The sequence below is a fragment of the Rhodovibrio salinarum DSM 9154 genome (assembly GCF_000515255.1).
In the GTDB taxonomy this organism is placed as follows: Bacteria; Pseudomonadota; Alphaproteobacteria; order Kiloniellales; family Rhodovibrionaceae; genus Rhodovibrio; species Rhodovibrio salinarum.
Genome location: NZ_KI911559.1, coordinates 2,221,060 through 2,244,800, shown reverse-complemented (window position 1 = coordinate 2,244,800; position 23,741 = coordinate 2,221,060). Strand labels below are relative to the sequence as shown.

At 63.4% G+C, this 23,741-nt stretch carries 13 protein-coding genes; 2 read left to right on the top strand and 11 right to left on the bottom strand.

Annotation, left to right across the window (positions count from 1 at the left end):
* Positions 1 to 230: 230 nt before the first annotated feature.
* Genes RHOSA_RS0110370 through RHOSA_RS0110355 form a run of 4 tightly spaced genes read right to left on the bottom strand, consistent with a single transcriptional unit; the run spans position 231 to position 7,392 of the window.
* Positions 231 to 1,397: a Wadjet anti-phage system protein JetD domain-containing protein gene (locus RHOSA_RS0110370; protein ID WP_027288609.1), complete on the bottom strand. Its 1,167-nt coding sequence runs from the start codon at positions 1,395 to 1,397 to the stop codon at positions 231 to 233.
* Between the two features lie 2 nt (positions 1,398 to 1,399).
* A complete protein-coding gene (locus tag RHOSA_RS0110365; protein ID WP_027288608.1) occupies positions 1,400 to 4,963 on the bottom strand; it encodes an SbcC/MukB-like Walker B domain-containing protein in 3,564 nt (1,187 codons plus the stop codon).
* 12 nt (positions 4,964 to 4,975) lie between these two features.
* Entirely contained in the window at positions 4,976 to 5,857 is an 882-nt protein-coding gene (locus RHOSA_RS0110360; RefSeq protein ID WP_027288607.1) for a DUF4194 domain-containing protein, read from the bottom strand.
* Positions 5,848 to 7,392, bottom strand: coding sequence for a Wadjet anti-phage system protein JetA family protein (locus RHOSA_RS0110355; RefSeq protein ID WP_027288606.1), 1,545 nt, complete (start codon positions 7,390 to 7,392; stop codon positions 5,848 to 5,850). Before RHOSA_RS0110355 ends, RHOSA_RS0110360 begins: the two co-directional genes overlap by 10 nt.
* A gap of 361 nt (positions 7,393 to 7,753) precedes the next feature.
* Here RHOSA_RS0110355 and RHOSA_RS24720 point away from each other — a divergent pair, with 361 nt between their 5' ends.
* Positions 7,754 to 7,927 carry an integrase core domain-containing protein gene (locus RHOSA_RS24720; protein WP_081728932.1) on the top strand — a complete coding sequence of 58 codons (174 nt, stop codon included), beginning with the start codon at positions 7,754 to 7,756 and terminating at the stop codon, positions 7,925 to 7,927.
* A 360-nt stretch (positions 7,928 to 8,287) separates the two neighbouring features.
* Here the strand turns inward: RHOSA_RS24720 and RHOSA_RS0110345 are convergent, their stop codons facing one another.
* The gene (locus RHOSA_RS0110345; RefSeq protein ID WP_156092678.1) at positions 8,288 to 8,473 is read right to left on the bottom strand and encodes a hypothetical protein; all 186 of its coding nucleotides are present in this window, start codon (positions 8,471 to 8,473) and stop codon (positions 8,288 to 8,290) included.
* A gap of 451 nt (positions 8,474 to 8,924) precedes the next feature.
* Between RHOSA_RS0110345 and RHOSA_RS0110340 the strand changes: the two genes are divergently transcribed.
* Positions 8,925 to 10,727 carry a DUF262 domain-containing protein gene (locus RHOSA_RS0110340; RefSeq protein WP_027288604.1) on the top strand — a complete coding sequence of 601 codons (1,803 nt, stop codon included), beginning with the start codon at positions 8,925 to 8,927 and terminating at the stop codon, positions 10,725 to 10,727.
* Between the two features lie 111 nt (positions 10,728 to 10,838).
* Here the strand turns inward: RHOSA_RS0110340 and brxL are convergent, their stop codons facing one another.
* The 6 genes from brxL to RHOSA_RS0110310 all read right to left on the bottom strand — a co-directional run bounded on the left by brxL (position 10,839) and on the right by RHOSA_RS0110310 (position 23,712).
* Positions 10,839 to 12,902, bottom strand: a complete 2,064-nt coding sequence (brxL, locus tag RHOSA_RS0110335; RefSeq protein WP_027288603.1) for a BREX system Lon protease-like protein BrxL — start codon at positions 12,900 to 12,902, stop codon at positions 10,839 to 10,841.
* Positions 12,899 to 15,247 carry a BREX-1 system phosphatase PglZ type B gene (pglZ, locus tag RHOSA_RS0110330; RefSeq protein WP_027288602.1) on the bottom strand — a complete coding sequence of 783 codons (2,349 nt, stop codon included), beginning with the start codon at positions 15,245 to 15,247 and terminating at the stop codon, positions 12,899 to 12,901. Before pglZ ends, brxL begins: the two co-directional genes overlap by 4 nt.
* An 82-nt stretch (positions 15,248 to 15,329) precedes the next feature.
* Positions 15,330 to 18,848, bottom strand: coding sequence for an N-6 DNA methylase (locus tag RHOSA_RS0110325; RefSeq protein ID WP_027288601.1), 3,519 nt, complete (start codon positions 18,846 to 18,848; stop codon positions 15,330 to 15,332).
* 63 nt (positions 18,849 to 18,911) lie between these two features.
* Positions 18,912 to 22,364 carry a BREX system P-loop protein BrxC gene (gene brxC, locus RHOSA_RS0110320; protein WP_027288600.1) on the bottom strand — a complete coding sequence of 1,151 codons (3,453 nt, stop codon included), beginning with the start codon at positions 22,362 to 22,364 and terminating at the stop codon, positions 18,912 to 18,914.
* Positions 22,364 to 22,921 (bottom strand): BREX protein BrxB domain-containing protein, encoded by a 558-nt coding sequence (locus RHOSA_RS0110315; protein ID WP_027288599.1) that lies wholly within the window; start codon positions 22,919 to 22,921, stop codon positions 22,364 to 22,366. The genes brxC and RHOSA_RS0110315 overlap by 1 nt, the downstream gene beginning before the upstream one ends.
* Positions 22,918 to 23,712 carry a hypothetical protein gene (locus RHOSA_RS0110310; RefSeq protein WP_027288598.1) on the bottom strand — a complete coding sequence of 265 codons (795 nt, stop codon included), beginning with the start codon at positions 23,710 to 23,712 and terminating at the stop codon, positions 22,918 to 22,920. The genes RHOSA_RS0110315 and RHOSA_RS0110310 overlap by 4 nt, the downstream gene beginning before the upstream one ends.
* Positions 23,713 to 23,741 lie beyond the last annotated feature (29 nt).

Below are 23,741 nucleotides of genomic sequence, written 5' to 3'. Positions count from 1 at the left end.
ACGTGCTGCCTCTTTGCGGCGCGCTATGGGCGCTTACGTGGACGCCTTTGCGGCTCATGGCCATGGAGGCCTACTACGCCCTCCCGGGAGGACCGGCTCCAGTAGTCAGCGGCCGTCACTCCGGCCACACCCGCCGGATCGGAGGCACCTGGTACACTGCGGTGTCCTTCCCAGCGTTCGTCGCTTTCAGCAGTGGATCCGGCGCCCGACGCCGTTGGTCTGGCCGGTGGTCACGCCGCCGCGTTCGCAGCCGGCGAGACCGGGTCCAGTTCCTCCTGCTCGAGCGTATGCGCCTCCGGGCCGCCAAGAAACGCGGCGAGAGCGTCGTAAACCGGATCGCCTGTGTGCGGAAGGCGGTTTGCCGGCGCCGGGTCGACCGGCTGCCCTTGCGCGCGTGCGGTGGACGCGTCCATGCACCATAGGGCGGGAAGGCAGCCCAGGTGCCGGCCGACGTCGACGGCGATGCGCAGCCCCGTCGCGTCGATATCGCCCCAGTGGTGGCACGCGTCGATCCGCCCGGCGAGATGGCGCAACAGCCCGGCCACCGCGCGCGACGGGAAGCCGCCCGTGTAGACGACGGCCTCGCTCTCGGGCCGCGCTTCGCGGACGTACCGGTTAAACGAGGCCAGGTTCTCAATGGTGACGAGCCGCGTGCCCGCGGGCACGTCGACGTCGCGGGTGTGTTCCGGCGGGATCGCGGCGAAGGTGAGGCCGGCGAGGTCGGCGGAGCCCACGCGGACGGGGCCGGCGAGACGCACTTCCGGAGGAAACTTCTCCAGGCCCACGGCCGCCAGCGCTTCCAGGTCGTCGGCGGCGAGGTCGACGCTTCCCTGCGCGCGTAACACCCGGGCGATGGCGCCGCGGTGGCGCTCGATCGCCTTGCTGTCCCCGAGACGCCGGGCGGCAACGGTGCGCATGTCGCGCCCGCCGAAGTCGCCGTGCAGCACGGTGTCTAGGGCGCGCAGGAACGCCGCCGCATCGGCTGTGTCCGTGCGGGCGAAGCCGACGTATTGCCGCCCGGCACGCCACGCCGCCGCCATCTCGCCGGCTACCGTGCCGGCGTGTGCGAGATCGGTTGCCAGCCGCTCGATTTCCGCCGCGGCCGCCGCCGCGAGCTCGCTGGCGGGGCGGCGCTGCAGCAGCGCGTAGAGCCGGTCGAGATCGCGCAGGTAGACGCGGTCGAGCAAGTGCGCGGCTTCGCCTTTGCGACGGGTCACGGTCACCGCGCCGAGGTCGTGCGCCTGGCGCATCAGGCTCTCGAATGCCTCGCGGGCATCCGCGCTCTCGAAGCGTTCGGGCAGGCGCTGCTGGATGGCGCGCGTGCGCGCCTCCGGAGCCTTGCGTTCCGCGAGGTCGACCAGCTTGTTCAGGGTTTCGCGGGCGGCCTTGGCGGACATGACTACTCCGCGGCGGTGTCCTGGGGCGCGGCCCGATCGGCTGTTCCGGCCGGCTCGCCGGCCTCATCCACCCGGGCGTCGTCGGTCGAGGCCTGCGTGGCGCCATCCTGTGGCTGACGGAAGCCCTCGACACCGAGATGCTGCGGGTTGGCCCGCGCGATGCTGTCGCGCGCGTGCTGCTGCACCCCTTTCGACTGGATGCGCATCTGCGCGGTGTTCGGCCGCTTGTTCACGGAGACCAGTGTATCGGCAACCTCCAAGAAGGTCGGCCGCTGGGCTTCGGGCGCGGCGGCGAGGACCTGCAGGCTCAGGCTCTCGAAGAAGCTCATCAGTTTCTGCGTCGTGGGCACGTCCAAGCGGTTGAACGCCTCGTCGAACAGCACGAGCCCCATGCCCTCGGGGCGGTCCTGGCGGCTGTGCGGGTAGTATGCCGCCGCCATGGAGGCCGCGATGGCGACGTAGAAAGGCGCCTGCCGCTGACCGCCCGAGGCGGTCTGGCTGCGCTTGCTCCACGGGATCGGATCGCCGCCGTGCTCGGGCTGCATCCAGAGCTCGAAGGTGAAGTAGTTGCGGTAGTCCTCCAGGTACGAGGTGTCCTCGTCCCGGCTGAGGATTGCCTCGACCTGCTCCATAGCCTCGGCGATTTCAGGGTCGTGCTCGGTGTTGTCGACGATGCTCGCCCCGCGGTCGGGCTGTTCCGCGATGCGCTTGGCGATATGGTACAGCTTGGAGAGGTTCGGGTCGGTGGCGTGGCTGAACCAGTAGGTCATGCCGTTGAACGTCCGCTTGCGCAGGCGCCGGTTCAGGACGTTTTTCTGGCTCTCCACCTTCTGGAACTTGTCCGCCAGCTTGGTCAGTAGGTCTTCGCGTAGGGCGCGCTCGATCTCCGCACGCGCCTCGCGCACCTGCTCCCGGTAAGGGTTGAGCTCGTCGCGCTCCAGCTTGTGGGCCTCCCGGATGATCCAGACGAGCCGTTCGACGGGATCGTCGTAGTCCGTCTCCAGCGGGTTGTTGCCGCGGTATGTCTCGTAATACTTCCGGAAATCCCGGTCCGCACGGTCGCGGCGTTGCTTGATCCGGGTGCGCGCGTCGTCGGCCTGCCGGTCGGCCTCGTCCCGGACAGTGGCGAGCGTCGCCCGCTCCTGACCCGGGTGGTGGAACAGCCGCGTTTCCAGCAGCTGGCGCGCCTGCGCAATCGTCTCCGGCGCCTCGAGCTGATGGATCAGTTTCGCCAGCTCGCTCTCCTTGGCCTCGGCTGTCTGCTCCTGTTCGAGCCGCTTGCTGCGCTGTTCCTCGAAGCGGCCGCGTTCGCTCGACAGCTGGTTGAGGGTCTTGTAGTAGCCCTTGATGTTGGGCTTGACCGTCTCCTCCAGCTCGGCCTGGTAGGCCTTGATCTCCTTCTGAAGACGCTTGATCTCCTCGCCGATACGGCGGAGCTCGGGGTCGTCGACGTTGTCATAGGCGGTCTGGGCGGAACTCAGCTCGCCCTCTGCCGTATCCAGCTCGCGCAGTAGATCCGCCAGCTGAGGTGCCGCGCCTGCGCCGGGATTCTCCGGATCGTCCGCCAGGCGGGTGAGGGTGTTGATACCGCTCTTGAGCAGCTTCTGGGTGCGACGGAGCGTGTAGATCCGGCCCGACAACGTGTCCACGCGCTCCCGCGCCGCCCGCAAGGCGTTCTCCTGGGCGGTCTTGCCCAGGATGGGCTGAAGATCCTTGTAGACCCGGAGCGCCGCGCCGCCCTGCATCTTGCCATTGGGCATGATGGCGCGCTCGTGGCGTTCCAGCTCTGCCTCGTGCGTCACCCGGATGACGTTGCCGAGGTGCTGGTCGATGAACGCCCGGGCGATGTCGTGGTCGGTCGTCACGACCTCGGCCACGGCGCCGTCGCGCACGCGCGGCGGGTTGCGCCGGAGGCGCTCGGCGGCGACCAACCGGCAGGTGTGGAACCGCCCGCGGTTCCGGTACAGGATGTCGAACGCCTCGCGGGTCCGGCCGTCCTCGACAATCAGCGCTTCCCGGTGCGGGCCCAGGATCTGTTCGGCGGCTTGCGCCCAGGTCTCGTCGGTGATCTCGCAGATGTCGGGCAGCGGTGTCACCGTGATGCCATGATCCTCGAGCGTTCGCCGGAACTCGGCGACTTCCGGGGTCAGGAAGGCCTGCCCGCCGGCACTGTCGATCTGGGCCTGCAGTGTCTCCTGCTCGCGCTTCGCCTCGGCGAGATCGCGCTCTGTAGCCTCCCGCTGACGGTCGAGCGGGTCGTAGGCGTTCAGCACGTCCAAGGCCTGGCGTTCGAGCCGGTCGACTTCCGTTCCGTCCGGCCCGTCGGAGCCCGTGGCCGCCTTGGCCACCGCGCGCGCCGCCTCGATCGCGGGCACATAGCGCTGCGCCAGGTAGTCCTTGAGCTGCTCCAGGTTCGCGATGCGGCCGACGTCCTGGGCGCGCCGGGCGATCCGGCCCTGGACGTCGCCGATATCCCGCCGGGCCCGGTCGATCCGGTCCTCCGCGCTCTTCCGCTTGGCGGCCTCGGGGCTGTTGGACTGGTAGGTCCGCTGTTGGTCGAGCTCATCCTGGGCGCGCTGGATCGCTGCCTCGTGGTTGCTCTGCGCCTGCTCCTCGGCGCGCAGCTTCTCCTCCGTTTCCCGGTAGGCGGCATCCTTGGCGGCCAGGTCCTCGTCCAGCCGGCGTCGCTCAGCGTGGGCGGCCAAGAAGGCCTGGGTGTTCTGCTCGACGGTCGCCTCGCCCCAGGCGTTGTAGCGCTTCTGCAGCTGGTGTAGCTCGCCGATCTCCGCCTCGAGGTTGTCGACCAGCTGGTTGAGTCCGCGCCAGTGCTCGATCGTGTTGCGGATGTGCTCGACGTCGAGGCGCTCGTACGGCAGCACGTAGCGGCGCACGAACTTGGTGGCATCGTCCACGGGTTCGAAAGCCACCATGTTCCTGAACGCTGTGAGGAACTGGTCCGGGTCCGGCTGGGCGCCGCGCCGGCGCATGGTGCGCAGGTACTCCTCGACGAAGCGGATCGCCGAGGTGTTGTGGGTTGTCAGGTAGACGTTGCGCCCCCGTCCCATCCGGTCGAGGGTCTCGCTGTGGGCGAGAACCCTCTGCCGACCGTCTTCGCCCTCGGTGATGTAGTCGCTCAGCCGGAAACTGAGGCCGTCGGCGATGAAGCGCGCCGTCTCGCGTGCGTCGCGGTCGTCGATGTTGGCGCGGAGCATCAGGCCGACGGCCGTCGGCACGGCCGTCTCCGTGTCCCGGAACGTCAGGACCAGCGTGCTCTCGCAGTGCGCCCGGAGGCCGTCCGGGTTGTCCTTGTGCGCGAGGTTCCGCGGCAGGTCGTCGATCATCCCCAGGCAGTAGTCCCGGACGTTGCGCCGGTCGCGCCCCTCGACGGCGGCGTTCAGTTTGAGCCGGCGCTGGTTGTTGCCCGTGATGACCGTCTGGATGGCGTCGACGATGGAAGACTTGCCCGCCCCGGTCGGCCCGATGAAACAGGTCGCGCCGTCGATCTCGATGTCCTCGGCGTCGATCATGCTCCAGTTGTGCAGGGAGATGCGCTCGAGCTTGTGCATGTACGCCTCGCGTCAGTTCGGGGCTTGCCCAGTTTGCTGGCCGGACGCGTCGGCGTCGACCGACGGCGCGGTGTCGGTGCCGGGCTCCACCGCCGGATCCGCGGTCTCGTCTGGCCCGGTCGCGGTGTCGTCGCAGACCGGTGCCGTGCCGGCGTCCGCCTCGGCTTCGGCGTCCGCTGCGCCGTCGCCGCCCGTCTCATCGTCGCCCGTCTCGTCGTCGCCCGTTTGGTTGCCGGCCACACGCCGGGTTACGTGCTGGAAGAAGCCGTCGGTGTCTTCGGGCGCACCCTGGTCGATCCAGTCCGCCACGGCCTGCACATAGACGTCGGACACGATGACCCGCACGCCGGGCAGCACGGTGAGCGGTGTGAGCCGTTCGACGCTGTCGCGCTTGCCCAGGCGCACGAGCCCTTTGCGATGGAAGCCGTGCAGGATCTCCATCAGCCGGCTCTCGTCTGGCGGCGTTTCGCCGACCCCGGTGCTGATGAGGTCGTGAACATGGTCGGTCGTGGTCTCGATCCGCCCGTCCTCGGTCATCTGGCTGTTCGCCATGCCCTCGTCGTAGAGGTACCGGAGCGCGAGCAGCACCAGCGTCTCGTCCTTCTTCAGTCGAGTCTGCTTCCAGCCATACTGCGTCGTCGCCGGCCGCATGGCGATCATGCCCAAGCGGTGCTCGAACACGAGCTCTGCGCCCATCGCCGAGACATACCGGTCGAAGAAGCTGCGGTGGCGGTGCACCGTGTTGAACGGGCCGCCGGAAAGCGGCCAATCGCGGTAGACGACCTGGTGCATCATCAGCGCCTGCAGCGCCTGCCGGATGTCGTCTTCGCCGGTCGCGTGGCGGCCGCGATTCTTGGGATCGTCGAGGAGGTTGCGGAGCTCGGTCAGTTCCATCTTTGGTGGTCTCCCTCGGACGCGACAGGAGATGGGGGTCGCGTCGTCACCGCCGACACGTGATCCGTTCCGGCCGGCGGGGTGGCATGTTCGTAGACCCGCCGGCGGCGCAGGATGAAATCGGGGAACGTCAACCAGACGTTCTGGGCGCGCTCGCCGGTGAACTCGACCTCGTAGTGCTCGGCGAATAGCCCGTCGAAGGCGACGTTGATCTCGCTCAGGCGCTCGAACGCAAAGAAGTCGTCGAGGCCGACCGGGCTCAACTCCGAACCGCGCACCCAGTCGCGTTCTCCCAGAGCCGCCTCGGCGTAGGCGGCGAGCTTCTCGCTGGTCACCTGCGCCCGCGCCTGGAACAGCTCGAGGGCCTGCTCGTAGGCGTCCTCCGCGGGATCCGGCTCCGGGTCGCGGATGGCGTCGCGTTCCGCCGGCCCGTGCTTGCGGGCCTGCTGGTACAAATGCTCGGGCCCGACGGGCAGCTCAGTGTGCAGGAAGCCGTGCCGGACGCGGACCAGGGCGTCGTCGGGCAGTTCAGCCTGTGCCAGCGCCTTCATGCTGGCCAAGACGTTGCCCGTGCGCGCGTCTTCTATGCGATCACGGAACTGGATGGCGTTGCGTATCCGCCGCTCGATGCGCGCCTGGGTGTCCTGGATGATTTGCATATTGTCGTCTAGTGCCTCGAACACCCGTACGATGTCCTGCAGGTCCTGGACGACGTGCGCCTCGCCCTCCTCGGTGTCGCGCGCCCGCCCCTCGCGGGCATAGGCCTCGGCCCACGGGGTCAGGTACACCGGATCGCCCACGACGTCCTGGACGGTATCCAGGATCTGCATCCGGAACCGGAAGGGGTTCTCGCGCGTGTTCAAGCGCTTGTAGTCGGCGATGACGTGTTCGGTGACGTGCTGCTGGAAATACACGCCGAAGAGGTCGCGCACGTTGGTCTGGCGGATCAGTGCGTCCTCGATCTTCCGCATCCGCCCGGTAACCGTGCGTAGGTGGTTCATGAAGCCGCGCGCCGACCGCGCGGCATTGCGCACGTTCTCCGACTGCGTGTGCGGGTCCGCCATCGCGCTGTCGAGCAGCGCTTTCACCTTGACGACCTCGCCGCCGTACGACCGGACGCGCTCGTTCTTGATGTCCAGAAGCGTCTGCAGGAGCAGCCGTGCGTCCGGGTCGAAATCGACGATCGGCCGGTAGCGGTCGCGGTGGACAGTGAGCCAGCCGGTCTCCACCAGGCGGGCGAACGCCCGGTAGCGGTTCTGGTCCGCGTCGCGGCGCTCGCGGGCGGAGGGGTCACTCTCGACGGGCTCGTCGGAGAGGTCGATGTCCCGGTACGACCGGGCGATGAATTCGCCGATGCTAGCGAGCACGTCGGTCTTGCGGATGACCTCGCCGGCGTAGCCGAACACCTCGTCGTCGAGGAACTCCAGCAGGTCGGCGAAGAAGTGGCGGTTGCGCCCCGCGAAGAGCTGAAACAACCGGTCCGGCAGCTTGCCGAACAGCGTGTCCGTGCCGTTGCTCGCCTCGGCGCCCGTCATCGGAATCCGGGTTTTCTGTCCGTGGTGCGTCGGTGTTGTCATTCGACACCCGCGATGTGGGGGCGATCCGTCCGCGCCCGCTACCGATACAGGCCTGCGAGCTAGGCGAGCGGCGCGCCGGCGCAGCATGGATCGACATTGTTACCGCAGGCGATGCACTGCAGATGGCCATGGACCTCGACGATGCCGCGATCGCTTGCGCACATCGCGCATCGCGGGCCGGTTCGGTCCGGGCCAGGCGTTCCGGCCCGGGCTCCGGGTGTGGTGTCGAACGAATCGGTCATAGCCACAAGGTAACGTTTTACACGCCGCGCGTCGTGCCCCGACGCGAACCAGCCCTGAGGTACGCAACCGGGAGCCCATACAGCCGTGCGGATGTGGCTCCGTCGTCTCAACGTCGGCACGAAATAATTGGGCTGGCACCCCTTGGCAGAACGGCTTCTGCGAGGGCTTCAACGACATACTACGGGACGAGCCGCTCAACGGGGAAATCTTCTATACCCTAATCGAAGCGGAGGTCCTGATCGCACGCTGACGTCAGCACTAAAACAGGTGCCGGTCGCACAACTCCCTGGGTTACCATCCGGCGGCGCCCGAAACGATCGATCCGGCACTGGCCGGCCTGCCTGGCACCGCTATGGGCCGCCAGCCCGCCTTATGCCACCAGCATGCTCATTCGCCAAAAGCATAGGCGGACATAAATATACGGAGCTGGGTTTTTTCCCAACCAGCCAAATCTCAGATCCCTTTGATCAGAAGAAACATGACGTCACTTGTGGTAATAGAGTGGTTCTGGTGAATTACAAAAGCGATAACTATTTAGAAACGCGGAAACTTCCCGGTGAAATCATCAATCTGGCGACGGCCGGCCTTGTCACTTTTCCAGTTCTGTTGGTCACGAGGTCGCCTCATCCGTCAGCATGGCTGCGATGTCCAGCGCCAACCGGGTCCGCAGTTCCCGGCGAAGATGAGTCCGCACCCGGTCGGGGGCACCCGCGACGCTCTCAAGCCGGAACTCGTCTCGTGTCCCGTCTCTAGCGCGGCGCCGATCGATTCCCGGCAGCAGATCCGTCTCGGCCATCCCAAACGCGGCGACCCGGCGCGCCATCCCGTCGGATGCGCGACAGCTGGCGGGCGCGCACGTCGACGCTGATTAAGTCCTTCCGCAAGCCAGATTGCCGCGACGAGGTCTTTCTGCGTCCCTCCCCGGGCGGCCATCGTGGCCCGCAGCCGCGTGCTCAACTCTTGCCGGCAGCCGGCAAGCGTGGCCGTCACCGCGTCGAAGTTGGCGTTGGGCCCGCCGGGCTCCTGATCTCGCCGCTCCATCGTCTCTCTCCCGTCAGCAATGGCTGTCAGACGGGAGAGATATAAACTCCGGAACTTTAACACGGAATGGTCGGCATGGGCATCGATACCCAGAGATGTGTACGAGTGCGCTCCGCTTGAAGGAGTCGTAAAGGTTGTGGTGTAAAGCCTTGGACAGATCACTCGGCGAGCCGCGTTTCGCGCGTAGCTAAGAGGGAGAGAGAACCATTTATCAGACTGGCGGAACAATCGCCCAGGTCCTCGACCACATCGAAAAACACAAGTACGTCCTGCCAGCTATCCAGCGGGAGTTTGTGTGGTCACCAGAGCAAATCTCCCGTTTCTTCGATAGCATAATGCAGGGCTATCCATTTGGTACGTTCTTGTTCTGGCGAGTAGAGCCAGAAAATAGCGACGAGTTCAAATTCTACGACTTCGTCCGGGACTATCACGAACGGGACAACCCGCACTGCCCCGAGCTCGGCTTGTTGCCGAATCAACAGCTGACGGCCGTTCTGGATGGTCAGCAGCGCATGACGGCGCTCAACATCGCGCTCCGCGGGTCGCTCGCGCTGAAAGAGCCGCGGAGATGGTGGACAAACCCCGACGCGTTCCCACGGCGTCAACTGCACCTGAACCTGCTCGCTGAAGAGGGCGAAGGCGAACAAGGGGAAGCCTACGCCTTCCGCTTCCTCTCCGACAACGAGGCGCGGACGCGCCAGGAAGGTGACCCGGAGAACCAAGCGTGGTTTCCGGTGAGCCGCATCCTGAAGATGTCAGACGGCCCGGCCATGATGGAGGCCTTGCAGGATCAGGGACTTGGCGATCGGAACCTTCGGCGTGCCTACCGCATTCTGGACCGCCTTTACCGTGTGATACATACCGAAAAATCGATCGCGTACTACGAGGAGACGAGCCAGGACCTCGATAAGGTCCTGAACATATTCATCCGTATGAACAGTGGTGGCACGGCGCTGTCGTACTCAGACCTGCTGCTCAGCATCGCGGTTGCCCAGTGGCGAAACAAGGACGCCCGGCGCGAGATTCATACGCTCGTCGATGAGATGAACCAGATCGGCGACCGGTTCGCGTTCACCCACGATCTCATCCTGAAGGCCGGGCTGATGCTGACCGACATCGGTAGCGTCGGCTTCAAAGTCGAGAACTTCAACCACGCCAACATGGCGAAGCTGGAGGCAGCCTGGGACGGCATCCGCGACGCCCTGCTTTTGACCGTGCGTCTCGTCGAGAGCTTCGGCTTCAACGGCCAGACCATCCGGGCGCACAGCGCCATCCTGCCGATCGCCTACTATCTCTACCGCAAGGGTGCAGACGAGCGCTTCCTGACCCAGAGTGCGTATCGCGACGATCGAGAAGCCATCCGGGGCTGGCTGGTGCGCTCGTTGCTCAAGGCGTCGGGGATCTGGGGAAGTGGCCTGGATACCTTGCTGACCGCGTTGCGGGCGACGATAACAAACGAGGGTACCGATGCGTTCCCCGCCCAAGAGCTTGGGACTGTGATGGCTAGGCGCGGCAAGTCTCTGAGCTTCGAGCGGGATGAGATCGAGGAACTTCTGGACATGGATTACGGGGATCGGCGAGTCTTCGCGCTTCTCTCCCTGTGCTACCCGTTCGTCGATCTCCGGAACCAGTTCCACATTGATCATGTGTTCCCGCGGGCGCTGGCCACGCCTGCCCGCCTGCGACGCGCCGGCATCTCCGAAGAGGAAATTCCGGAGCTTCGCGCCCGGGTTAACCGCCTACCCAACCTCCAGCTGCTCGAAGGGCACATCAACGAGGAGAAGCAGGCCAAACCGCCGTTAGTGTGGGCCCGGGCGCATTTCGCCGATGAGCGACAGTTCGAGGGCTACTGCGCACGGCACGACCTCGTCGACCTACCTTCGGACGTGACCGAGTTCGATAACTTCTTCGAAAAACGCCGCGATGCTCTTCGCGAGCGTATCCAGACCGTCCTTGGCCAAGCGGCCGGAGCCGGGGAGGCTGCTACGGAATATGTGGACTCAGGATGAGTGCGGTCTTTGGTTCGGAGGCCTGCGGATGCCGGAATGGTTCCGTTGATTGGTATTTTAACAATGCCCTACGACTTCATGGTTCTCGCTCAAACTATACTGGAATAAAAGCTACGCCTCCAGGGCTTTGAATACCGCATCCGGTGCATCTTTGAAGAATTCAATCCTGACGCGTGTCCATAGATCGTCAGGCAGGTCCATGAGTTGCTTCCGCGCGTTAACCGGCATGAGAAGTGTATCTGCCTGACGATCGACAGCGAGTTCGGCGATACGAACAGGATTTGGCACCATTTCAATGGATCCACCGAGATTCAGGGACCCCACGATGATCGTACCGCCACGGCTGTTCTTACCAATCAGAGCCCCGCAGAGCGCGACCAGAACAGGCAGACCGAGCCCAGCACCTGTCCGATCATTATCCATCGCACGCATCTGGACTGAAAATTCCTGTTCGCGGGGGTTACGGTCCCCAACGACCTCGCGCGCGCGGGCATAAAGGTTCTGCTCGCCTACCTTCACGCTCTCGCGCAATGCAGGGGGCGTCGGTTGGTTAAGTATTTTAACCCCGCTTCCGGGACCACAGGTGACTTCGATCCGATAAAGGCCAGGCTCCGTCTCGCTGGCTGCGCCCACAGCCCATACCTGCCCCGGAGGAAGCGGATCTGCTTCGATCGCTTCGTCGCTGTAGAGTTCAGGCACCGCAACGAAATTCTCGGCACCGTCTAAGTCCAGCGTGTAACTGAAGTGCGTGTTCCGGAACTCACTCTTAAATACACGCTTCTGCTGCTCCTTCACACGGCGCCGGCACTCCAGCGCTATCCGAAGCGCCCACTCCAGATCCTCGTCGGACATTTCCATTTCGGGATCCGGATAGAGCAGCTTGGCGAGTCCGTTGAAGGTTTTTCGGACACCCTCGATGTCGCGGCCGCTCAGGGCGCCGCCCAGGTGCGCACGCTGAAAGTCGGTCGTTCGGTTCTCACTCCGCAGTCGCGACCAGCACTCGCTGAGGAAGTCGCTCACTAGGCCAAAGTGATAGGTCAGGTTATCGGACGGGTTCAGCTTGGGAAAATCCCATCCAGGCACGTAAGCATGGATGCGATCCATGAAAGCCGTGTCGTGGCGCATCTCGGGCGGCAAAGGCTGGAGCAAATGGCCAACCCGCTGCTGCTGCTCCAAGTCCAGATCGAGGTTGCCGACCATAACGATGCAGCCGTCCGCGCGAATGTTCTCTTTGCCCCGGCTAAACTGACCGGAAGCCATGTAGCCTTTCAGGATATTCACACCGTCCTTCTGGTCGAAGGAGATACCGGCCACCTCGTCGAAGCACACCACGTCGTGGCGGCACACAAGCCCACGTTCGCCGCTGTTGTTGTTTACGAACATCTTAGCGACGGTCGCCTTGCCGCCAGAAATGAGATGGGCGTACGGCGAGACCTGCTGGAACAGGTGACTTTTGCCAGTCCCGCGGGGCCCCAACTCGACCATGTTGTAGTTGGGCTCGACGAACGGGACCATTCGCAGGAGTGCGACGATCTTTGCTCGCTCCGAAAGGCTGTCCGGTTCAATTCCGGTGGAGCGGATCAGGAAGTCGATCCATTGCGATGTGGTGAAACCACGCCGGCCCCGCGCGAGCACATTGAGCGCATCCGACTTGGACATCTGGATTGGGCGTAACGCGTCAATCCCGAACGGGCGCCCGTTTGCCTGCTTCGCCACGACAGCGTCGTAGGACAGCGTCACCTCGGCGTAGAAGCCGTCGGTGAGGATACGCTCGTTGTCCTGGACCGTCTCGTCGTCGATTCGAACTTCGCGCAATTTCAAGCTCGGAAGCTCGGCCACGTAACAGTCGTTCTTGGCGTCCAGCCGCGCCTTGACCACGTCGATGATTTTCACCGACCCGCGGTCGCGCGCTAGCGCCTTGAACAGCTCCTCGTTGCCGGTCCGGACGGTGCGGTCCTTGAGCTGCTTCTCGACGATTTCCAGGCCTTCGGCGATTTCTTCGGGATCCACGCTGGCGCAGTAACGGCCAAGCAGGAACTCCACCACATAGGCCGGCACCGGGTACTGCTGGGCGTAGCTGCGCACGAGGTCCTTGCGCACCAGAAACCCGTCGAAGGCGTCCGCGGCGGCCCTGTCCAGCGGGTCCATTTCCTTCGTTTCTGGTGCGGCGCTCATGCGTCTCCCCCGATCGTGGTCTGCTCGGACGCAACAACCCGACCGTCAGGATCGAGGACGACAATAAAGGCTGCTTCGCCAAGCGCTTCCTCGTCTGCGACCACCAGGCTGGCCTCGCCATTATCCCGGAGCGGTTTGACGGTCTGCACGAAGCTGGTCTCGGGAGCGGTCCGCTTGCGGCGTACGTCCACCTTCAGCCTGGACGCGGTCGTCTCGACCTGTGCCCGGAAACGTAGATTTTGCCAGGTGTGGCTTGCGATCTTGACTGTGACGGCTACTTCGCCCGCCGACACCTCCAGTTCAGGCACGACACACTCCTGCAGACTTATGCCGCCGTGGGCGTACGCAACGCCGCCGTAGTACGATCCAGCGCCGGGCGGGCTCGCGATCTTGGTGTGCGGGTCCCAGTACCACGGATAAACCGTCGCACCCGGCTGGGCGCCCGGCTTGACGGCGGCGCAGCGTGCCCATTTGTCGTCAACTGTCGACTTCGGGAGATCCACTTTCTGCAAGGACTCCGGAACCAGCAGCCAGCCGTGGTCGGTGACGATCCGCACCTTTCGCCACCCGGCCTCCAGCAAGGTCTGCACGAGACCAACAGCCTCGTCTACGCTATTTGGAATCTCCCGAACCAGGCTCGCGCCGAGGCTGTGGCCCAGGCTGTCGAGTTTCCCGGTCTCGCACCAGCCAACCCGGCCAGCGCCTTCGGGTCCCTTTGGGTCATCGCGATCCACCAAGGTCACGCCTTGCCGAGTCAGAAGCTTGCGTAGCTGATGCTGGTCCAAAGGGCGCCCATCGGCCAAGACCTGCGGACTGAAGCTCGACGCGTCGTCGCCCACGCCCAGACCGTCGAGAGTGATAGGCGCAGCCACAGCCTTCGCTGTTGCAGTCACTGTAGGCAGGGGCGCCAGCCGGTGCGCGAGAGAAGCCTGCAAGTTCACCGATGCCAGCCGCTCTTGCAGCAACACACCGACATCATACCGAAGCCCGTCGATGAAAAGCACGCAGGTGCCAGGTTCCGGCTCAGCGCCGGCGGACCGCGCTGCCACCATATGCGCCCCACCGTCTAGCAGGGCTTGCATGGCACGCGCCGACTGGTCGAGCCACGGCCGGTAGAGGGCCTGGACGACGCGGGCGATAACCCGACCAGTGACTCTACCGGGCTGCGCCTGCGCCTTGGAAAGCGCATCTCGCGCCGCGCGATCGCACTGCCAGTGCGTTTCCGCGTAGGCGTCAGCGATTGCCGCCAGTGTGGTGCCGCCAACCCGCTGGCGGGCGCCCTCGGCAAGACGGCCAAGGGGCTCCAATGCGTCGGCCAATGGGCTCTCGCCCAATTCGATCCATGGCGCGTCCATCCGCTCGGCGTGCGCTTTGCGGAGGGCGATCACCTTTTCACAGGCGTCTGTATGCTCAAGGTCGACCGCGTTTTCGAGCTCCGTTTGAAGCCGGCCTTCGTCTTTCTCGTTCAGGCCCGGATGGCGGTTCCGTTGGTTGGGGAACAGGTCTTTGATCGGCATGTTCAGGACGTTCGCCATCTGGGGGTACTGTTTCGGGCTGCCGCAGAACCGCTGCCAGACCGTCTGCCACCGCCCGGATGTCTGTGACAGCAACTGCTCCGCGGCGCCCTCGACCCCGTCCGTCTCCGGATCGAACGCGAAATCTTTCAGCCAAAGATCCCGCAGCGCGCTCCAATGGGCCCCGTCGCACGCCCTCCTGAAGCCGTCGGGGTCGCACATCCAGCGCAGCACCTCGTCGTCCGGATCGCGCACGTCGAGGCTAAGCAGCAGGTCGCCGTCGACTCGGCGACCCTCGAATGTGGTCAGCGGCTCACGCGCCACGCGGGCGAGCTGCGTGGTCAACGCCTTGCGGGTGCGCTTGTCGCCCGCGAGATCAAGGCGCAGCTCGCCTTCCAGGAAGGCCTGGACAGTCCAGTCGCGTCCGTTGCGCTGATGCCAGACGTTGCCGCGGTAGCACAGCTCGACCATCGGTTGAAGCCACTGAGGGCAACCCGCGGCGTCACGCAGCGTCGCCCGGCTGACCCCGGGCAGGTAGATCACCGGAACCGTCCCGGCGGGCGGCGAGACCTCGTTCAACACCCGCGCCACCGCGCACTTCAGCCATATTATCGGTCCGGTCAGGGTCTCGGCCACGCCGTCGCGATCGTAATCGCCCAGCTGATACAGCCACGGTACGTGCTCTCGCAATTCCGCGATCACGGGCTGCCACTGCGCCTCGTAATCCGGCCACAGCACGGCCGCGGGCTCCACCTCACCCTCCGGGACCTCGGCCGCATGAGCCAAGCGCCGGGCGAGTTCCGACAGGAGCGTAGCGGGCTGCTCAGTCATGCCGCGTTCCAACATCGTTCACCATGTAGGCGCGACGCCCGAAGGTTCGAAATGTGCTTTTGAAGACGGATCACAGCGACCATCATTCAGCGGCCCGGTTGGCCTTGCGGTCGCGGGCGGCCTGTTTGGCTGCGCGCGTGTAATGCAGGGCGTTCCAGCGCTTGCCGTCGAAATCTTCACCGCCCATAAAGTCCATAGTCTCTCCATCCCAGCTGTAGAACCACGGGCAATCTTCCCGCGGCCGTGTCGGCTCCTTACCGCGGTCGGCCTTGTCTAACTTGATGTTGGGCCGCTCGCGCAGGATGCACTCGTTTTTGCGACTTGCCTCCCGGGGACGCGCGGTCATGAATGGCCGGATGTTCAAGCGCACGCCGTCGTTGACGTCTGGCTCCCAGCCGATCGGCTGCCGGTGGAGCGGCTTCCAGCGGATGAAGAGGTCATACGGAGGCTCGCCGTCGCGAATCTTCTTCAGCTCGTCGGACAGGTGCCGGGCGGCAGCGAAGCGCGCTTCTGCGCCCGGCTCGCCAGCGTCGACCTCGCCCTGCTGCCGATCGATCCATTCGCGGAGGTACGTGAATACCAGCTTGTCCAGTGTCCGACCTCCGAGCCCGTCCGAACCTGCGAGCCGGTGGTAATTCACAAGCGCATGAAAGCCATCCTTACGCCCGTCCCAGACGTGCCAGACGAACGGCCGCTGCTGGAACAACCTCAGATGCCGGACGAAGAACTTGTCGCGCAAGTAAGTATGGAGATCGTTCGCGCCCTGCCCATGCGTGTCTAACAGTTCGTCAAGGCTTCCAGGGCTCCAGGCATCACCGTAAGCATCGCGCAAGAGTTTCCGCAGGCGGTCGCTAGCAGACTGCTCTCCCTGAACGGCATTCAGGCATACGATCCCGTCTGCATCGGCGTGACTCTCAAGACCGTCCGGCTCATCGATTGCAGGGCAGTCCTTAAAGCTGGCGCCTGTTTGCCGAGGCCATCGGTAACCGAGAAGGCGAGCTACGGCCACTTGCAAGGGATCTTCCGCCCCCTTCGGATCCCCGCAAAACAGCCACTGCGACGGATCTTCTGAATACGGCGCCGGCAAACCATCCGGATATTTTGCCGCGGCTACCGCCCGCCAATATGATGAATCAAAAGGAACCTTCAGTAAAGTAGATGTTGTAAGATTAAGCTTGGAGTCTATTTTTCGAAGAGCTTGCGTATATGAATCCGATTTAATGTATGACCAAATTGCTGGTAGCTCTTCTTTATTTTTCGCCCAGACAACCCCAATGTTGTTATCAAAAATTTCTCCGGTATAAATTGTCGCGTCCAAATCCCCCATAAGCCGGATGCAAATACCATACCTTCCCCACGCATTTTCTCCCTGAATGCTAGCAATACCTTTCTCATTAAGCTCGTGAATACCGCCTTCGCTCTCGGGCCAATACACTAAATACTCGCGCCCGGAGTAATATCTATTCCCCTCTGGACTACCGAAAAATGGTTCCCAGGAAGTCTTTTTCCGTGGCAACTCCCAAAAACATCTCACCAATCGATGCCGATCGCCAGTGCGTGTGCCAGTCAAACTGTCCGCATGGTCCAACAATAGTTCATTAAAATCTATTTGAGAAATAATAATACGTTTATCTGGGTTGGTTTTTTGTTTGTTTTGGATCTGAAACTTCAGATTATCTTTTAGCAATGTAGTTCGTTTTTCAGAAGAGTCCTTTTCTTCTGATGCATCAAATACCAAAAACGTTCCGTTTTGATTTTGCTTGTTTATGCTTGTGATAACGAGAGAGGCCTGAACCCTTTCTCCACTGATCCCATCGAACGCTCCGGAGCCCAATTGTGCAAGGGCTTTTATTGTATGATTTTCGAGAACATATTCACGGAATTTTCTATAAGCGGGTTGGTACATCCAGTTAGACGGCAATACTATCGCCTCAACACCATCCGTTTCTGTAAGCTCCGAAGCCCTTATATAAAAGGTTGTAGACAACTCCGCTTTGGCTATATCATAACGTATCTCTGAAAATGTGCGAAGATCATTACCTTGATTCTGGCGATTCAAAAACGGAACATTTGTTGATACCATGGCATATTTTTTCGACAGTATTTCTGCCGCTTTAGCCAATCCGTGAGCGGCGACCGCCATTTCTGCAACATCGTGACTCCCATCGGCCAATGCTTGCGACACCACAGGCGCAAAGGACTCATAATCTGCAGCAAATATGTCTTCCCCAACCTTGCTTGGGTCGATCAGACTTCCAAGCGTTGGGGCTTGCGCGAAGGTGTCATACATGCGCTCTAGCCCGTAACGCATGCGCGTATCGATCTCGCTGTTCAGCAGCGTCCGCTCGCTGCCAAACATGTCCTGCTTCGCCGCTGGATCCGCCTGACGAACCGCGCGGTCGGCCAACTTCATCCATTCCTGCTTCGACACGCTAATCGACAAGCCCGAACAGGCCAGGTTGAGCGGCGGCAGAACAGTGACCTCTTCGATCATTCGCCAAGCTGCCAATGCCAGATTGAACGCAGCGATTTGCGTACAGCGCTGGTCGATCTCCAAGCCAAACAGATTGTCTCGCAGGACCGACGTGACCGCGGCCTCAAGACACAGCCCCTCTTCCGCCTGCCGCATCGCGACCAGGATTGGCAGCGCGAACACGAGGAAGTGGCCCGAGCCCATACAGGGGTCCAGCAGCGTGACGTCTTTCGCTGCTGTCGGCCAGCCCGGGAAGGTGCCGGCCGCCGGGCGCCAAGGTCCGGCCTCTCCGCCAGTCTCTTCATTGGGCTCGTCGCGAACGAACCGCAGGTAGGTCCACGCAACCCCCGGCAGCCCACATGCCTGGCGCAGCGCATCCTCGTCCGGGGCCGTGCGCGCGAGCTCCGGATCGGCCGCAAGCACCTTGCCGGCCCACCAAGCGCCCAGCGTGTTGTGCAGCAGGAAGAGGACCATGTAGTCCTCGGTGAATAGCTGGGTGACCGCCGGCAGCTCGTCGGCTCCGATCTTCACCTGGCTCTCGTTCACCCGCTTCTTCTCGTCGGCTTGCCAGAACTGATAGACCCAGCCCAGGCTGTCATCCGCGCAGAAGACGGTCGCCGGCAACTGCTTGAGCAAGTCCTCTAGGTGCGAGCGCACCTCGCGCGGCATGGTCACCGCCAGGGCCGGGTCGTTGGACCGGAAGATCTGCGGGAGCATCCGCTCGGCATAGGACGCGGCGAGGTCCAGCCAGTCCTCACCGGTCTCGCGCGCCAGTTCGCGGACATCCTCCAAGGACAGCGGCAGCTCGTGCTCGGGCTCGATCAGAAGACCCGCCTCGGCCAGGAACCGGGCGAACAGCATCCGGTGCCAGTGGGCATAGGCGATCTCGCTTACCAGACGACCAACGTCCTGACTGCGGTCCGGACGGCGGCGGTCGCCAAGCTGCCGGGCGTGGGCCCGCAGGCGGTTGCGCAGCTTCCGCTGGGCGTCGTTCAGGTGCCCTGGCACCTCCTTGTCCGCCACGCCGAGCTGATCGAGCGCTTTCCGGGCCCCCTCCTCCGCCGTGTCGCGGGCCTCTCGCACAGTGTTTTCAAGGGTGCGGCGCAGCTCTCTCGTCAACGTCTGCATGATCGTTTCGGCCTTTACGTGCGCATCGGGTATCGGCTTCTAGGGCGGGAGCTTGGATGGGGGTTACTGCACCAAAACCGGGCCTTGCGCGATTTCCTCCGCCAGGCGCCGGCGCGTGCGTTCGACCCAGTCGTCCACCTCTTCCTGCGTGCGCAGCGTCTCTCGCTCCAGCTTGAGGGGCCGCACAGTGGGCTCGAGCTTCCGCGCAGCGCTCTCCAGCGCCTTTCGGGCGCGTTCTGGAACAGCGCTGATTTCGGCCTCGACCGTTTCGGCTTGATAGCGCGGCAGGTTGGCGAGCAGAGCGTCTTCAGACCCAACATCCGGCTTTTCCGGGCGGATCAGCCTGACCGTACGCAGGATCTCGTCCTGCTGCTCGGCCGTGAGCTGTTGCCACTGCGGCTGCTCCGCAAGGTCTGCGATGGCCCTCTCAACCGTATCGAGGTGACGGCCGTACAGTTCGTCCACCCGCTGGCGCAGACAATCCGCCAGCCTCGCTTTGGGGCCTGAGAGGTAGTCTTCGCGTTCGAGAAGCAGGCGGTTGTCGCGAATCGCCGCGGCCTCGCTCAGAGGCTCCTGGGCCGTTTCGAGACCCGCGGCATGAGCCATCAACCGCTCGAGAGTTTGCCAGGCCGGCAAACGCTTCTGCTTGAGCTCTATCAACGTCCCGGCACGGTCGATCAGCTGGCCAAGCTCTTGCGACTTGTTGAGGATTTCTGCCAGTCGCTCGTTACCGGAGAGACGCTCTAGGTCATCGACGATCCGCGCATCCAGCGGCTTGGGCAGCGGCGGGTCGCCGCCGGCTTCCTTGGCCCGGCGGCGGACCTCCTCCAGGAAGTTCCCGGAGTGGGCCACGAGGGTGTCGCGGTCGCACTCAACGCCAACCCTCTGAAAGAACTTCACTAGGGCGAGCTTGTCCTTCATGCCCAGCGTGACGCTGGTGCGGTAAAACACCGCTTTGGCGATCTTGGTGTGATCCAGCTGATTCGGGGTCGCCACCTCGTGGTTTAGCCAAGCGGTCAGGAATTCGCGGCGGAGCAGAGCAAGAAGCGCCGTGTCGATCGCCTCTCGTGGCCAGCCCAGCGGTTCGGCCTGCAATTGTCTCCTAATCTCGGTGCCGGCCTTGCCCGCGCCCACGGTCGTCAGCACCTCCTGGCAAACCGAATGGCGGTCCACGTCGCCCGTATGGCCGACCGGTTCCAAGGGGTTGTCGGCGCCCTCGCGTGCGCGCTTGAACGCTTTGTCCCAGTGCGCGGAGTCGGCCTCCTTGAACCGCGGGTACTTGCGGTCCAGCGAATCCTCAGCCGCCTGTTCGATCTGTTCGTGCAGGCTGAGCCCGTGGATCTCGTTGCCGCCGCCTTGGAAGATTTGCGTATTGCCGACGATCTCGCTGATCAAGCGGCCGGCCTCGCGGTCGGCCGTGTCTCGGCGGCTCTCCATGCTCTTCCGAGCATCCTGACCCTCCGCCGTGGTCGGATGCCCCTTGCGATCCAGCGTCTTCTGCGCGGCAAGCTTCGTCGCGATCGCTTCTTTGAGTGACTCCACGTGGTGGCGCGGAATAAACGCGAACACCGTCGGGCTGTCGTTCCCTGCCGACCGGGCGTCGTCTCGGACCTTGGCCTCTTGAACGTTCCAGCCGTCGCGCGCCCAGACGGGTATGGCGTCCGTTTCCTCTGGCGGCTCCTCACGCGTGTGCAAGACAAGTCTGCGCTGGAGTTTCGACGCCCCGTGGCGCATACCCTGTTCGACCTTGCGGAGGTGCTGGTCGAAGGCCGCGTAAATCCGGCGGTGGCGCTCTTCTATGCGCTCGGTGGGATCACTATTGATTGCCCCCGAGTGCTGGCGAAACTCCCGGTCCCATTCAGCACCTTCACGCGTCTGCAGGCGGTACTCGTCCTGCATCGGCATCAAGGTGCCGCCATTCTTGAGCTTCTCCAACGTTTCGGCCACGTCGCTGCGCAGCTTGCCGTTGTCGGCGCTCAGGTCATCCACTAGCAGATCGGCAATGTGCTCCTTGTTGGCGCGCACGCCGATGTCCAAACCCTCGTCGCGCCTGAGGCTGTTAATTAGGAACACCACGGCACAGATGCGCCCCGCTAATTCCCCATCTTCCTGACGAGCCTTCTTGATCCGCTCGTCGATGTCGCGGAGAAGGACGCCGGTCGACACCAGGACCGAGGCAAGCGCGTCGTACAACTCGTCGGCTGGAATGACGACGCCGAGCTGCCGGTCCGCGCGCTTGTAGAGAGCCGTGTGCAGGATGCTCAGTTGGGAACGCAGCTGAGCCCGGGTTCCGGTTTCGTCCAACTGCCTGAAGCACTCCTCGAAGAAGCGCCGGCGCACTGGCAAGACCGGATAGTCGTCGACGATCGTCTCCCGGTCTTCGACGCGCTCCTTGATCTTCGTTCCGCTCAATTGCCGGGACACTTCCGCCGCGTAGGTGTCCAGAACCTGCCGGACTTCGCCGACTGCGGAGGCTTTCTTGCGCAGCAGGACCTTCCGGGTGACCTTTTCGACATCGACGTCGCGCAGCGCGACCAACACGGTGAACCTGGCGATCAGCCGTTGCAGGTTCGGCGCTGCGTTCAGGGCAGTCTGGCCGGCCCCGACCAGCATGACCCGGCCCTGCATCTGTTTCGACAGCGCTTCTGCCACCTCACTGATCTGGACGGAGCGATCCTGCGACTCACCGATGTACTGCTGGACCTCGTCCAGGACGACCAGGGTCTGCGGGATTTGCCCGTCGCGACCAGCCGACTTGAGCGCCGCCCGGCTAAGATCAAGGAACTCCTGTGTCGTGATGTCGCCTTTTGGCCGAGGGAACTTGGTCCGGATCAGGCTACGCGCCTCCTGCGCGCTGCCCGCTACATCCGGCATCTCTTCCGCTATCGCTTCGGCTAGGACCGGACTCGCATAGAGGTCCTCCAATTCCTGGTCGAAGTCCTCACCGCGGCTCGCGACCGCAGACTTGATCGCCTCAAGCTTGCCCTTGCGGTGGAGCCACAAATAGAAAGACCCCTGGGCATATTCCACCGGGAGGCCGGCTCCCTGGAAGATGATGGAGAGGACCGTAATGCGCACGGCCTCGGTGTCGCCGCTCGGCATCGATCCGGCGGCTGCGACCAGCCCGCCGGTCCTCTTGCCCAGCGTATCTACTTCCCGCAGCAAAACCGAGACATCTTCCGGCAGCTCGGGAACGAGATCTCGCGCTGTCTGACCATCGTCGAACTCGGTGTTCAACCAAAAATGCCAAAGCATCTTCATGAGATGCGACTTACCGCTGCCGTAAAACCCGGACACCCAGGCGCAGGGCAAGTTCGTGCCGCCGTTCACGACGCTCTGCAGGATTCGGATGATCCCATCTTTGTACTGACCTTCGCAGACGAAGCTCTTCAGCTCTTCCCGTAGTTCTTGTTGAACTTGCTGATGACTTTCCTCTGCCACCAGCCGCGCCTGCCCGTTATTGGCCAGACGCTGCTGGGTCGGATCCCTTTCCAGGACATCCTTCAGTTCCGTCATTAGTACTCCTCGGCCCCAAGCGTTATCGGCGTGGCCAAATAATTCCATCCGTCTCGAGCATTGAACAGGCGATAAGTGTTGTCTTCGTACTGCCCCGGGAAGAAGACCAGCAAACGGCCGCGGATCGCCGGTTCGACTTTGTTCAGAACGATCGACACCCGTGCAAAACCGAACAGCGTACCAACCCCGAGCAGGCCAACGACCGTGTCCTCGTCGACGTCATCGCGCTGCAGACCCGCCTCGATCTCCTGCGACACGAACTTCGCGAAGCTTGATTCTAGCTTGATCTCAAGATCTTCTGGATACTCGAAATAATGTTGGCAATAACGGTTTTTCGCCAACCATCTGGGAAAGCAGTCGGAGATATCGATCAGCGCCCAGTGTGCGCCAGTCCTTTGCGTAGCCGTCTCGAACAGCGCCATCCGGCCACGCAGCGCACGTTCGAGGTCTTTATCGTAGACCAACGTGATCACCCGCTGTGCCCCAGCAATTGACCGGTCCCACGGCAACTCGATGTTGCGGCGGTAGCGCTTTGCGAGGTCGTCCAACCGGCTCATTTATGCCCGCCAGAAAGTCTCTCGAGTGGTCCAAAGTCCAGACTGACAACGTTCTCTGCGACGTAGACATCGAGGAGCCGAAGACGCTTTGCCGCAGTCGCCAGGTCGAGCGCGCGGCGATAGCCGCAATCGAGCGCCATCGTCCAACCGCTGGTGAGCGCCTCCGTATCACTGAACCCCGCCTGAGTCGCAAGCCAAAGGGCCATGACAACGGCGGCGGGTTGCGGCTCTACCAAGCGACGGGTCTTGAAGGTCCGGCCGGTCAGGTGGCCTGACTGCGTCCAGGAACTCGCGACGTTGCGGGCAACCTTCTCCTGAATCTCAGGCTTCAGACGGTCTTCGGCACCATCTTTAATGGCCTTCTGTAGCGCGGCACGCGAGAGCTCCTGACCCTCGTCCAGGGATAGCACCACCTGAGCGCTCGCACGCAGAAGCGGATCACGACCCAGGGCAAGCAAAAGCGCAAGGAGCGGAACTGCCTTAGGCTCCCGGTGTGCCAGCGTGCGCATAAACCTGAATGCCGGGACCTCGGGATTCAGGAGATAGAGTTCGCCAAGACGCGTGTTGGTCAGGCGGCGCGTGGCATGCGTTTCTTTGCCGAGCAGGTTCTCCTCGACGATCGCATGCGCGTAGCCTGCCCGGTCTTCTGGCGGCGCAGGGAGTTCAAGCACGCGGCTGAGCTCCCGCACCATAATCGTCCGGCTGGTATGGGTTCCGCCGGCATGGCGCCGCAAACCGCTCTCATCGCGGTCTTGTAAGCCCCGGAAGAATACGGGTTCGGCATGCCCCATGCTACGCGCTTACTGCCCTATCGGACGTT

Excerpts from the sequence above, each read along its gene's own strand:
- RHOSA_RS0110315 (WP_027288599.1), bottom strand. The coding sequence starts at position 22,921 with ATGAGCCGGTTGGACGACCTCGCAAAGCGCTACCGCCGCAACATCGAG.
- RHOSA_RS0110345 (WP_156092678.1), bottom strand. The coding sequence starts at position 8,473 with ATGGCCGAGACGGATCTGCTGCCGGGAATCGATCGGCGCCGCGCTAGA.
- RHOSA_RS0110310 (WP_027288598.1), bottom strand. The coding sequence starts at position 23,712 with ATGGGGCATGCCGAACCCGTATTCTTCCGGGGCTTACAAGACCGCGAT.
- RHOSA_RS0110365 (WP_027288608.1), bottom strand. The coding sequence starts at position 4,963 with ATGCACAAGCTCGAGCGCATCTCCCTGCACAACTGGAGCATGATCGAC.
- brxL (WP_027288603.1), bottom strand. The coding sequence starts at position 12,902 with ATGAGCGCCGCACCAGAAACGAAGGAAATGGACCCGCTGGACAGGGCC.
- brxC (WP_027288600.1), bottom strand. The coding sequence starts at position 22,364 with ATGACGGAACTGAAGGATGTCCTGGAAAGGGATCCGACCCAGCAGCGT.
- RHOSA_RS0110325 (WP_027288601.1), bottom strand. The coding sequence starts at position 18,848 with ATGCAGACGTTGACGAGAGAGCTGCGCCGCACCCTTGAAAACACTGTG.
- RHOSA_RS0110360 (WP_027288607.1), bottom strand. The coding sequence starts at position 5,857 with ATGGAACTGACCGAGCTCCGCAACCTCCTCGACGATCCCAAGAATCGC.
- pglZ (WP_027288602.1), bottom strand. The coding sequence starts at position 15,247 with ATGACTGAGCAGCCCGCTACGCTCCTGTCGGAACTCGCCCGGCGCTTG.
- RHOSA_RS0110370 (WP_027288609.1), bottom strand. The coding sequence starts at position 1,397 with ATGTCCGCCAAGGCCGCCCGCGAAACCCTGAACAAGCTGGTCGACCTC.
- RHOSA_RS0110355 (WP_027288606.1), bottom strand. The coding sequence starts at position 7,392 with ATGACGGGCGCCGAGGCGAGCAACGGCACGGACACGCTGTTCGGCAAG.